Raw genomic sequence first — 11731 nt, forward strand, 5'->3', positions numbered from 1 at the left:
GCCGTGCCACGTGGTGACGGTCGACTCAATCATGATCTGCTCCCCGGTGAGAAAGGCCCCCAGGACGCTTGCGGCGTCTTCGGAGTCTGGGCTCCGGGCGAAGAGGTCGCCAAGCTCACTTACTTCGGGCTCTACGCCCTCCAGCATCGAGGCCAGGAATCCGCGGGAATCGCGGTCAGCAACGGCTCCCAGATCCTCGTCTTCAAGGACATGGGCCTCGTGTCCCAGGTCTTCGACGAGACCTCCCTCGGCTCGCTCCAGGGTCATATCGCGGTCGGTCACGCCCGCTACTCGACCACCGGAGCCTCCACCTGGGAGAACGCCCAGCCGACGTTCCGTGCCACCGCGCACGGTTCCATCGCGCTCGGCCACAACGGCAACCTGGTCAACACGGCGCAGCTCGCCGAGATGGTCGCCGACCTGCCCAAGCAGCCGGACGGCCGCTCCCCGCGCGTCGCGGCCACCAACGACACCGACCTGTTGACGGCGCTCCTCGCCGCCCAGGTCGACGACGACGGCAAGCCGCTGACCATAGAAGAGGCGTCCGCCAGGATCCTCCCGCAGGTCCAGGGCGCCTTCTCGCTCGTCTTCATGGACGAGAACACCCTGTACGCGGCCCGCGACCCGCAGGGCGTCCGCCCGCTGGTCCTCGGCCGCCTGGAGCGCGGCTGGGTCGTCGCCTCCGAGTCCGCCGCCCTCGATATCTGTGGCGCCTCCTTCGTCCGTGAGATCGAACCGGGCGAGTTCGTCGCCATCGACGCGGACGGCCTGCGTACGTCGCGATTCGCTGAGGCAAAGCCCAAGGGCTGCATCTTCGAGTACGTCTATCTGGCCCGCCCCGACACGGACATCGCCGGTCGGAACGTGTACCTCTCCCGCGTCGAAATGGGCCGGAAACTCGCCAAGGAAGCTCCGGTCGAGGCCGATCTGGTCATAGCGACGCCGGAGTCGGGCACCCCCGCCGCGATCGGTTACGCGGAGGCCAGCGGGATCCCCTTCGGCGCGGGTCTCGTCAAGAACGCCTACGTCGGCCGGACCTTCATCCAGCCCTCGCAGACCATCCGCCAGTTGGGCATCCGCCTGAAGCTCAACCCCTTGAAGGAAGTCATCAAGGGCAAGCGGCTGGTCGTCGTGGACGACTCGATCGTGCGCGGCAACACCCAGCGCGCGCTGGTCCGGATGCTCCGGGAGGCCGGCGCGGCGGAGGTCCACATCAGGATCTCCTCGCCCCCCGTGAAGTGGCCCTGCTTCTTCGGCATCGACTTCCCGACCCGCGCCGAGCTGATCGCCAACGGCATGACCATCGAGGAGATCGGCACCTCGCTGGGCGCCGACTCCCTCTCGTACATCTCCATCGACGGCATGATCGACGCCACCACCATCGACAAGCCGAACCTGTGCCGCGCCTGCTTCGACGGCGAGTATCCGATGGATCTCCCGGACCCCGAACTGCTCGGCAAACAGCTCCTGGAGACCGAGCTGGCGGCAGGTCCTGCCGCCACGGCCGCGGCCGACGCGATCCGTCGCCCGTAAGAGCCCCGTATCCCGACCCGAAAGATCCCAGGCAATGTCTGCTGAGTCCGATCAGCGTGCTCCGCACGCGGGCCCTCGTACCGGTGCCTCCTACGCGTCCGCCGGCGTCGACATCGAAGCCGGCGACCGTGCCGTGGAGCTGATGAAGGAGTGGGTGAAGAAGACGCAGCGCCCCGAGGTCCTCGGTGGCCTCGGCGGCTTCGCCGGCCTCTTCGACGCCTCCGCCCTCAAGCGCTTCGAGCGCCCGCTGCTCGCCTCCGCCACGGACGGCGTGGGCACGAAGGTCGACCTCGCCCGGCAGCTCGGCGTGTACGACACCATCGGCCACGACCTGGTCGCCATGGTCATGGACGACATCGTGGTGTGCGGCGCCGAGCCGCTCTTCATGACCGACTACATCTGCGTCGGCAAGGTCCACCCTGAGCGCGTCGCCGCCATCGTCAAGGGCATCGCCGAGGGCTGTGTGCTGGCGGGCTGCGCCCTCGTGGGCGGCGAGACGGCCGAGCACCCGGGCCTGCTCGGCCCGGACGACTTCGACGTCGCGGGCGCGGGTACGGGCGTCGTCGAGGCGGACCAGCTGCTCGGTGCGGACCTTATCCGTACGGGTGACGCGGTGATCGCCATGGAGTCCTCCGGTCTTCACTCGAACGGGTACTCGCTCGTCCGGCACGTCCTCCTCGACCGCGGACAGCTCAAGCTCGACCGGCACATCGAGGAGTTCGGCCGCACGCTCGGCGCGGAGCTCCTGGAGCCCACCAAGATCTACTCGCTGGACTGCCTGGCCCTCACCCGCACCACCGAGGTGCACGCCTTCTCACACGTCACCGGCGGCGGTCTCGCGGCCAACCTGGCCCGCGTCATCCCCGACGGCCTGCACGCGATCGTCGACCGCGAGACCTGGACCCCGGCCCCCGTCTTCGACCTCGTCGGCAGGACCGGCGACGTCGAGCGCCTGGAGCTGGAGAAGACCCTCAACATGGGCGTCGGCATGATCGCGATCGTCCCCGAGGAGTCGGCGGACGCGGCGCTCGCCACCCTCGCGGACCGCGGGGTGGAGGCCTGGATCGCCGGCGAGATCACCGAGCGCGGTGAGCACGCCACGGGCGCCGCCCTGATCGGCGACTACAGCAAGTAAGCCCCTCAGGCTCAGGGCAGCACAAAACCCGGTCCGGGGTGAGACCACCCCGGACCGGGTGAGGTGCAGATGCTATGAGGCTCTACGAGAACGCCGAACCTGCTGAGCCCGCTGCCGACGCTACGCGCCGCGACGTTGCGACTGGGGACCGGACTCGTCGCCCTCGTCATCATCGTCGTCGTTATAGAGATCCGCGTACTGCGCGTACGGGTCGTCTTCTTCCTCGTCGTCGTCCTCGAACGGCTCGCCATTCGGCGGCTGTTGCGAAGTCGAAGCGCCCAGCTCATTGGCCAGACGCGAGAGGTCAGTCCCGCCGCTGCTGTACTTCAGCTGGCGGGCGACCTTCGTCTGCTTGGCCTTTGCCCGGCCGCGCCCCATGGCTCGACCCCCTCGGATACGGGGCTCGGTGGCCCCAGAGTCTTGACACGCGTTCATGATCTGGAACGGGCTCTCCGTGAAGAGACCGGTCCGTAGGGCTTCCACGGTACCTGCTCCCGCGCCCATACGGTACGTCGCCCGCAGGACGCGCGTGTGCGCAGAACCTGCGAGGAGCCCCGTCCTCGCTGGTCAACCGCGATTTTAACCCCTTCTTGGCGGCCGACCCGCCGACAGACGTGAGAGTTCTCTCCCACACCCGCCGACGGGTACCTCCCGGAGCTCAGCCCCGGCGCGCCTCGGCCATCCGCTGCTCGGCGATCCGGTCGGCCGCGGCGGCCGGCGGAATCCCGTCTTCCTTCGCACGTGCGAATATCGCCAGCGTGGTGTCGAAGATCTTCGCGGCCTTCGCCTTGCACCGGTCGAAGTCGAAACCGTGCAGTTCGTCGGCGACCTGGATGACACCGCCGGCGTTCACGACGTAGTCGGGCGCGTAGAGGATCCCGCGGTCCGCGAGGTCCTTCTCGACGCCCGGGTGTGCCAGTTGGTTGTTGGCGGCGCCGCACACGATCTTCGCGGTGAGCACCGGCACGGACTGGTCGCCCAGTGCCCCGCCGAGCGCGCAGGGGGCGTAGATGTCGAGGCCGTCCACGCGGATCAGCGCCTCGGTGTCCGCCGCCACCGCGACGGACGGGTGCTGCTCGACGATCCGCCGGACGGACTCGTCCCGCACGTCCGTGATCACGACCCGCGCGCCCTCGTCGAGCAGATGTCCGACCAGGTGGTTGCCCACCTTGCCGACGCCCGCGACGCCGACCGTGCGGTCACGCAGCGACGGGTCGCCCCACAGGTGCTGTGCGGAGGCCCGCATGCCCTGGAAGACGCCGTAGGCGGTCAGTACGGACGAGTCGCCCGCGCCGCCGTTCTCCGGGGAGCGCCCGGTCGTCCAGCGGCACTCGCGCGCCACGACGTCCATGTCGACGACGTACGTGCCGACGTCGCACGCCGTGACGTACCGGCCGCCGAGCGAGGCCACGAACCGGCCGTACGCGAGGAGCAGTTCCTCGCTCTTGAGCGTCTCGGGATCGCCGATGATGACGGCCTTGCCGCCGCCGTGGTCGAGGCCGGCCATGGCGTTCTTGTACGACATCCCGCGGGCGAGGTTCAGGGCGTCGGTGACGGCTTCCGCCTCGCTCGCGTACGGGTAGAAGCGCGTACCGCCGAGGGCGGGGCCCAGGGCGGTGGAGTGGATGGCGATGACGGCCTTGAGGCCGCTGGAGCGGTCCTGGCAGAGCACTACTTGCTCATGACCGCCCTGGTCCGAACGGAACAGGGTGTGCAGTACATCAGCAGGAGCGCCGGATACGTCGGTCACGGTGGTGACTCCAAGGTAAAGAGCGGCGGTTGACGTGCGGGTCCCGTACGGGTGGCGGGCGCCCGTGGGCATGAGACTAGAGCCTGGGCGGGGCCGTCATCCGCGCAGTGTTCAGGATCACCCTCTCCCGGAGTACGGTCCTCCTCGGCCGTGGCACGATTTGCCGTGGTTTCCCGGTCGCTTGTGCGTGGGTTGAGCGGGTTTCGAGCCCGGGTTTCACGTCCGGCCGGTTGGGGAGGGAGCAGGCGTGCCCAAGGTGTCCTCGGTGATCGTCCCGTACGCGTCCTATCTGCGCGTGTACGAGCCGTTGGCCGCCTTCCCCGAGCCGGAGCGCGGTCACTGGGCGCGGTACGCCCGCCGCCCCGAGCGCCCCTCGTACCAGGACGAACTGCGGCGCTCCCTGGCCGACTTGCTGCCCACCCCGCCGGTCGCCGTGCCGGTGCACGAGAGCGGCGACGCCTTCGTGGTCGAGGTCGACGGGGTGGTCTGTGTGTGCCCCTGGCGCACCCGGCTGCGCGGCTGGCAGGCCCTGGGCGAGCTCGGCGAGGAACTGCCGGAGCCGGTCCTGGACGCGGTCCTGCCCCCGCTCGTACGCCGCCAGGCGGCCCTGGACTACGAACGCTGGCTGGAGCGCAACCCCGACGCCCGCCCGTGGATCCGCACCTCGACCTGGCAGGTGCCGCTGAACTGGTTCGTGCTCGTCTCCGACGAGGAGCGGCTGTACGAGAAGGGCGCGGCGCCCGACGGAGCCGCGCCGGCGCTCAGGTACCGGACGCCGATGGTGCAGGCGCGGCGGCGGACCGCGCGGGCCCTGAAGACGCTCAAGGACACCATCGAGGACGGGCCGCTCATCGACGGCCTGCTGGAGGTGGGGCGCTGGTTGGAGGAGTTCCACCCGCGCTCGCTGGTCGAGCTGGACTACGGCGGCCTCGTGCACGTCCTGCCCGCCGGGGAGCTCGAGGGCGACCACTCGGCCGCGGACGTCCACGAGGGCATCGAGGCGCTGCGTACCGGGGACGGGGCCGCGGCGGGCGAGGCGTACGGGCGGCTGGTGGAACGCTGGCGCTCGGTGCGCGACCGGCAGTCCGCGAACTGACGTACCGTCGGGGCATGCTGTCGTCACATGCCGGACGACTACGGCGTCGTCACGCACCGATGAACGCTCACTACGGGACGTAAGTCCCGATCCGGGCTTTTGCGTCAAGGGCGTGTCAAGCGTGACGGATGGCACTTTCCTGGCCCTTGCGCCCCTTACCCCTCCTCGTGCCAAAATAGGACAAGGAGCCCGGGGGAGGGCTCCGTCCGCCCACGTATGGGTGGAATCTCTGCATTGCACGCTATGGGGGGTCTGTTGACTCCTGATCGTCCTGTGACTGATCGTCACAGCGGCGTGACTGTCCGCTATGGCATGGTCCATCGGCTTCCGTCGCTGATGAACACCTGGGAGGGCAATTCCATCGGTTTGGCCGACGTGGCTGGACGGATGGTGTAGTTGTAGTGCCGAGGACAAGCCGTTCGTCCTATAACCGACTCGGCCCGCGTCCGCCATTTCGGGCAACGCGGGTCAAGGTGCAGAATTTAGAGGAATGAACCGAGAAGGTTCGGTTCTCCCGAGGAGGCCGCTCATGACCGCTCGCACCCCTGATGCCGAGCCGCTGCTGACCCCGGCTGAGGTCGCCACGATGTTCCGCGTGGACCCGAAGACGGTCACGCGGTGGGCGAAGGCCGGCAAGCTCACGTCCATCCGCACGCTCGGCGGGCACCGCCGCTACCGCGAAGCTGAGGTCCGCGCGCTACTCGCGGGTATCCCGCAGCAGCGCAGCGAGGCCTGAACAAGCGCATAGCCGGGCAATTCGGCAGGCCCCCCAATCTGCCGTTGTGTCCGAACCACAGCTCCAAGCGACGCGGGTCCTGCCCCAACGGGACCCACGCCCGACCCAATTGAACAAGCGACAAGGGTGCGTCGTAGATCGCGCTGGACTCCGCCGGGTCCAGCGCGATCTTTTTTGTGCGCTGATTGTGGGTCGCGTGGGGGGTCTGTGCGTGACCTTGTCGGAGTCTGGGGAGGGCTGTCGGATCTCCTGTGGGCGGCCCCCTCAAGGCAGTGCAATTGCACATATTAAATTGACCAGTTGTAGGTGAGGTGTAAGTTCCGATGTTTCAAAAACTTATGCCGTGACACCCGTCACATGCCACAGTCCTTGTCGCCTGCGCTGCTTCTGCGCTAAGGGAGTTGGGGCTCTGCGGCGGCTTCGTCCTCGGCGACGCCCTCGACGTCCTCGGCGTCCTCCTCGCCGTACGGGGCCGGTTCCATGGCCAGCCGCAGCAGCCGGTGGCAGATCGGGCAGTGGCGCGTCAGATGGCGGTACCCGGAGGCAGCCGCCAGATGGGCGCGGAGCAGGGCGCGCGTCTCGTGCCGGGCGGTTGCCGCCATGTGCACCTCCAGGAGGCCTCACGGGGGCGAGGGCCCTGGTTTCTGGGTACCGGCGGAATGTGACGACGTCAAGACATACGAAAGGCCCGGAGCTTGAAGCTCCGAGCCCCTGAACGCGAAGGGCCCCGCATCCGGCACGGATGCGGGGCCCTTCATTCACTGCGGTCCTGACGGGATTTGAACCCGCGGCCTCCACCTTGACAGGGTGGCGAGCACTCCAAGCTGCTCCACAGGACCAGGTTTCGCAGCCACTTGTTGGTGCGCTGGGCTGCGAAAAGAGACTGTACAGGAGGGGCGGCCCCGGGGTCGAACTCACCCACCGTACCTACGCCGTTACGGGGCCAGCGTGTCGATCGCCTTCACGATGCGCTTGTCGGAGACGGGGTACGCCGTGCCGAGCGCGTGGGCGAAATAGCTGACGCGGAGCTCCTCGATCATCCAGCGGATGTCCAGGACCGGCTGGGGGACCGGCCGGCCCTGCGGAAGCTGCTCCAGGAGCCAGGCGTACTCGTCCTGCATCTCGTGGACCTTCTCCATGCGGGAGGTGTCCCGCTGGACGTTCGTCGGCATCTGCTGGAGGCGGCGGTCGGCCGCGACCAGGTAGCGCATCAGGTCCGGGAGACGGCGCAGCCCCGTCCCGGTGACGAAGCCGGGCTTCACGAGGCCGTCCAGCTGCGTCCGTACGTCCGTGAGGTTCGCGAGCAGCGTCGGGCTCCTGGTGCCCTTCAGGCGGCGCTCACAGGCCTGCCAGGCGGCGAGGATCTGCTGTACCTGGCCGACCGTACGGACCGTCGTGTCGACGATCTCGGCGCGCACCTTGTCGTAGAGCTTGCGGTACGACTCCTCGTCCCACGCCGGGCCCCCGAAGTCGCCGATCAGCTTGTCGGCCGCCGCCGTCGCGCAGTCCTCGAAGAGGGCCTGGACGGAGCCGTGCGGGTTCGCGGACAGGGCGATCTTCTGGGCGTTGGTCAGCTTGTCCGAGGCGAACTTGCCCGGGTTCACCGGGATGTTGCGCAGGATCAGCCGCCGCGTGCCCTTCCACATCGCCTGCGCCTGCTCGGCCTCCGTGTCGAAGAGCCGTACGGAGACGGTGTCGCCGTCGTCCACCAGCGCCGGGTACGCCTTGACCGGCTGGCCGGCCCTCCGCGTCTCGAAGACGCGCGTCAGCGAGCCGATCGTCCAGTCGGTCAGGCCCTTGCGCTCCAGGGACTGCCCGCCCTCGCGCTCCGCCGTCGCCGCCGCGGCCTGCGAGATCGCCTGCCGCGCCTTCGGCTTCAACTGGAGCTTGAGCGCCTCCAGGTCCTTGTCCTCGGCGAGCTTGCGCCGCCGCTCGTCGACGATCCGGAAGGTGATCTTCAGGTGGTCGGGGATCCGGGACCGGTCGAAGTCGTCGGCGCTCAGCGGAACACCGACCATGCGCTTCAGCTCGCGCGCCAGCGTCACGGGCAGCGGCTCCTGCTGTGACACTGGGCGGCCGGAGGCCGACGGCACGGCCCGCTCCAGGAACTTCGTCGCGTAGTTCGGCGCGGGCACGTAATGGCGCCGGATCGGCTTCGGGAGCGAGCGGATGAGCTCGGTGACGACCTCTTCCCGCAGCCCCGGGATCTGCCAGTCGAAGCCCTCGTCCGTGACCTGGTTCAGGACGTGCAGCGGGATGTGGACGGTGACGCCGTCCGCGTCCGCGCCCGGCTCGAACTGGTAGGTCACACGGAACTTGAGGGGACCCTGGCGCCACGAGTCGGGGTAGTCGTCCTTGCTGACGTCCCCCGCCCGCTCGTTGATGAGCATCGACCGCTCGAAGTCGAGGAGTTCGGGCTCCTCATGCTTCTGGTGCTTCCACCACGAGTCGAAGTGCGCCCCGGACACCACGTGTTCGGGCACCCGCTGGTCGTAGAAGTCGAAGAGCGTCTCGTCGTCGACGAGGATGTCGCGGCGCCGCGCCCGGTGCTCCAACTCCTCGACCTCGGTGAGGAGTCGGCGGTTGTCGGCGAAGAACTTGTGGTGCGTCCGCCAGTCGCCCTCGACGAGCGCATTGCGGATGAAGAGCTCGCGGCTGGCCTCCGGGTCGATCCGCCCGTAGTTGACCTTGCGCTGGGCGATGATCGGTACGCCGTACAGCGTGACCTTCTCGTACGCCATCACCGCGGCCTGGTCCTTCTCCCAGTGCGGTTCGCTGTACGTCCGCTTGAGGAGATGTCCGGCGAGCGGCTCGACCCACTCGGGCTCGATCTTCGCGTTGACGCGGGCCCACAGCCGTGAGGTCTCCACCAGCTCGGCGGACATCACGAAACGCGGGGGCTTCTTGAAGAGGGCCGAGCCCGGGAAGATCGCGAACTTGGCGCTGCGGGCGCCCAGATACTCGTTCTTTCCGGTGTTTCTCCCGCCTTCCCCCCCGGTCTCCTTCACGTCCTTCATGCCGATGTGCGAGAGGAGTCCGGCGAGCAGGGAGATGTGGACGCTCTGGCCGGCCGCGTCCTCCTCGTTCGGATGGATGCCCATCTGTTTGGCGACGGTCCGCAACTGCGTGTAGATGTCCTGCCATTCGCGGATGCGCAGGAAGTTCAGGTACTCCTGCTTGCACATCCGGCGGAACGAGGACGAGCCGCGCTCCTTCTGCTGCTCGCGGACGTAACGCCACAGGTTCAGGTACGCGAGGAAGTCGGACGTCTCGTCCCGGAAGCGGGCGTGCTGCTGGTCCGCCTGCGCCTGCTTGTCGGCGGGGCGCTCGCGCGGGTCCTGGATGGACAGCGCGGCGGCGATGACCATGACCTCGCGTGCGCAGCCGTTCTTGTCGGCCTCCAGGACCATCCGGGCAAGCCGCGGGTCCACGGGCAGCTGGGCGAGCTTGCGGCCGCTCTCCGTGAGCCGCTTGCGCGGGTCCTTCTGGTCCGGGTCCAACGCGCCCAGTTCCTGGAGGAGTTGGACGCCGTCGCGGATGTTGCGGTGGTCCGGCGGGTCGATGAAGGGGAACTTCTCGATGTCGCCGAGACCGGCGGCGGTCATCTGCAGGATGACGGAGGCGAGGTTCGTACGGAGGATCTCGGCGTCCGTGAACTCCGGGCGGGCGAGGAAGTCGTCCTCGGAGTACAGGCGGATGCAGATGCCGTCGGACGTACGGCCGCAGCGGCCCTTGCGCTGGTTGGCGCTGGCCTGTGAGACCGGCTCGATGGGCAGTCGCTGGACCTTGGTGCGGTGGCTGTACCGGGAGATACGGGCGGTGCCCGGGTCGATGACGAACTTGATGCCCGGGACGGTGAGCGAGGTCTCGGCGACGTTGGTCGCCAGAACGATCCTGCGCCCGGTGTGTTGCTGGAAGACGCGGTTCTGCTCGGCGTGCGAGAGGCGCGCGTAGAGGGGGAGGACCTCGGTGAAGCGGTAGTTCTTCTTGGTCAGCGCGTCCGCGGTGTCACGGATCTCGCGCTCGCCGGAGAGGAAGACGAGGATGTCGCCCTTGCCCTCGCCCTGGAGTTCCTCGACGGCGTCACAGATCGCGGTGATCTGGTCGCGGTCGGAATCGTCGCCCTCTTCCTCGAGGAGGGGGCGGTAGCGCACCTCCACCGGATACGTACGGCCGCTGACCTCGACGATCGGCGCCTCGCCGAAGTGCCGGGAGAAGCGCTCGGGGTCGATGGTCGCGGAGGTGATGACGACCTTGAGGTCGGGCCGCCTGGGCAGCAACTGGGCCAGGTATCCCAGCAGGAAGTCGATGTTGAGGGAGCGCTCGTGGGCCTCGTCGATGATGATCGTGTCGTACGCGCGCAGCTCGCGGTCCGTCTGGACCTCGGCGAGCAGGATGCCGTCGGTCATCAGCTTGACGAAGGTGCCGTCCGGGTTCACCTGGTCGGTGAAGCGGACCTTCCAGCCGACGGCCTCGCCCAGCGGGACGTCGAGCTCGTCCGCCACCCGCTCGGCGACGGTCCGGGCGGCGATACGGCGGGGCTGGGTGTGCCCGATCATGCCGCGGACGCCGCGGCCGAGCTCCATACAGATCTTGGGGATCTGGGTGGTCTTACCGGAACCGGTCTCGCCGGCCACGATGACGACCTGGTGATCACGGATGGCGGCCGCGATGTCGTCCTTCTTCTGGCTGACCGGGAGCTGTTCGGGATAGGTGATCGCGGGCACGCGAGCGCGGCGCTCGGCCATCCGGGCCTCGGCCTTGGTGACCTCCGCGTCGATCTCGGCGAGCACGGCGGACCGGGCTTCGGGCTTGTGGATCTTGCGCGCGCCTTCGAGCCTGCGCCCGAGCCGGTGCGCGTCGCGCAGGGACAGCTCGGCCAGGCGGGCGGCGAGATCGCCGAGGGCGGGGGCGGGGTGTGTAGACATACGCCGTCCAGGATCTCACCTCGACGAAATGACTGGCGAACGCTTTTGTGTGCCGGACGCCGGACGCGCCCTTGGCAGGCACCCCGGAGGGCGTACGGCCGAGCCGACGCACGCCACGGGCTTGAGCGGCCGGGAGACGCCGAAGACCCCGCCTGTGAGGACGGGGTCTTCGGGGAGGTGGCTGGGGCCGGGATCGAACCGGCGACCTATCGCTTTTCAGGCGATCGCTCGTACCAACTGAGCTACCCAGCCACGAAGTTCCTTGCGGAACTTCAGCGGTCCTGACGGGATTTGAACCCGCGGCCTCCACCTTGACAGGGTGGCGAGCACTCCAAGCTGCTCCACAGGACCAAGCTGTTGTGTGCGGCTGCGTAAGACAGTGTCGCACACGGTTTTGCGTGCCCCCAATGGCGCACACGCAGATGGTTGCAGGTCTGACCAGCGGTGTCCAATCGGTATCGGGTGACTCGTGACGGAGGGACGTTTCGGGCACCACCACCGTGAGAGCCGGCTCACAGCGCGGCGGATCGCCCGGCTGCGCCGCCCTCGGTGA

The 11731-nt window shown here is 68.5% G+C and carries 8 protein-coding genes and 3 tRNA genes; 4 read left to right on the plus strand and 7 right to left on the minus strand.

Features of this window, described 5'->3' with window-relative positions; translation table 11 throughout:
• The first annotated feature begins 3 nt into the window (after positions 1-3).
• Complete coding sequence (gene purF / locus ACFWP7_RS09220) at positions 4-1533, plus strand: amidophosphoribosyltransferase (RefSeq protein ID WP_384378434.1); 1530 nt, start codon at positions 4-6, stop codon at positions 1531-1533.
• A 34-nt stretch (positions 1534-1567) separates the two neighbouring features.
• A complete protein-coding gene (purM, locus tag ACFWP7_RS09225) occupies positions 1568-2668 on the plus strand; it encodes a phosphoribosylformylglycinamidine cyclo-ligase (RefSeq protein ID WP_384378437.1) in 1101 nt (366 codons plus the stop codon).
• 120 nt (positions 2669-2788) lie between these two features.
• Here the strand turns inward: purM and ACFWP7_RS09230 are convergent, their stop codons facing one another.
• Positions 2789-3046: a DUF3073 domain-containing protein gene (locus ACFWP7_RS09230; RefSeq protein WP_384378440.1), complete on the minus strand. Its 258-nt coding sequence runs from the start codon at positions 3044-3046 to the stop codon at positions 2789-2791.
• Positions 3047-3326: 280 nt separating this feature from the next.
• A complete protein-coding gene (locus ACFWP7_RS09235; protein ID WP_384378443.1) occupies positions 3327-4418 on the minus strand; it encodes a Leu/Phe/Val dehydrogenase in 1092 nt (363 codons plus the stop codon).
• 247 nt (positions 4419-4665) lie between these two features.
• Here ACFWP7_RS09235 and ACFWP7_RS09240 point away from each other — a divergent pair, with 247 nt between their 5' ends.
• Both ACFWP7_RS09240 and bldC read left to right on the plus strand, forming a co-directional pair.
• The gene (locus ACFWP7_RS09240) at positions 4666-5514 is read left to right on the plus strand and encodes a hypothetical protein (protein ID WP_384378446.1); all 849 of its coding nucleotides are present in this window, start codon (positions 4666-4668) and stop codon (positions 5512-5514) included.
• A 529-nt stretch (positions 5515-6043) separates the two neighbouring features.
• Positions 6044-6250 carry a developmental transcriptional regulator BldC gene (gene bldC, locus ACFWP7_RS09245; RefSeq protein WP_003949541.1) on the plus strand — a complete coding sequence of 69 codons (207 nt, stop codon included), beginning with the start codon at positions 6044-6046 and terminating at the stop codon, positions 6248-6250.
• A gap of 392 nt (positions 6251-6642) precedes the next feature.
• Here the strand turns inward: bldC and ACFWP7_RS09250 are convergent, their stop codons facing one another.
• The 5 genes from ACFWP7_RS09250 to ACFWP7_RS09270 form a co-directional block, all read right to left on the minus strand.
• Positions 6643-6852 (minus strand): DUF6274 family protein, encoded by a 210-nt coding sequence (locus tag ACFWP7_RS09250; protein ID WP_384378449.1) that lies wholly within the window; start codon positions 6850-6852, stop codon positions 6643-6645.
• Between the two features lie 162 nt (positions 6853-7014).
• Positions 7015-7089 (minus strand) — tRNA-Asp (locus ACFWP7_RS09255).
• Between the two features lie 96 nt (positions 7090-7185).
• Positions 7186-11178: an ATP-dependent RNA helicase HrpA gene (gene hrpA / locus ACFWP7_RS09260; RefSeq protein ID WP_384378452.1), complete on the minus strand. Its 3993-nt coding sequence runs from the start codon at positions 11176-11178 to the stop codon at positions 7186-7188.
• Positions 11179-11356: 178 nt separating this feature from the next.
• Positions 11357-11430, minus strand: a tRNA-Phe gene (locus tag ACFWP7_RS09265).
• A gap of 24 nt (positions 11431-11454) precedes the next feature.
• Positions 11455-11529, minus strand: a tRNA-Asp gene (locus ACFWP7_RS09270).
• Positions 11530-11731: the final 202 nt, after the last annotated feature.

It is taken from the genome of Streptomyces sp. NPDC058470 (genome assembly GCF_042721055.1).
GTDB lineage: Bacteria > Actinomycetota > Actinomycetes > Streptomycetales > Streptomycetaceae > Streptomyces.

Excerpts from the sequence above, each read along its gene's own strand:
- purM (WP_384378437.1), top strand. The coding sequence starts at position 1,568 with ATGTCTGCTGAGTCCGATCAGCGTGCTCCGCACGCGGGCCCTCGTACC.
- ACFWP7_RS09230 (WP_384378440.1), bottom strand. The coding sequence starts at position 3,046 with ATGGGGCGCGGCCGGGCAAAGGCCAAGCAGACGAAGGTCGCCCGCCAG.
- bldC (WP_003949541.1), top strand. The coding sequence starts at position 6,044 with ATGACCGCTCGCACCCCTGATGCCGAGCCGCTGCTGACCCCGGCTGAG.
- ACFWP7_RS09250 (WP_384378449.1), bottom strand. The coding sequence starts at position 6,852 with ATGGCGGCAACCGCCCGGCACGAGACGCGCGCCCTGCTCCGCGCCCAT.
- hrpA (WP_384378452.1), bottom strand. The coding sequence starts at position 11,178 with ATGTCTACACACCCCGCCCCCGCCCTCGGCGATCTCGCCGCCCGCCTG.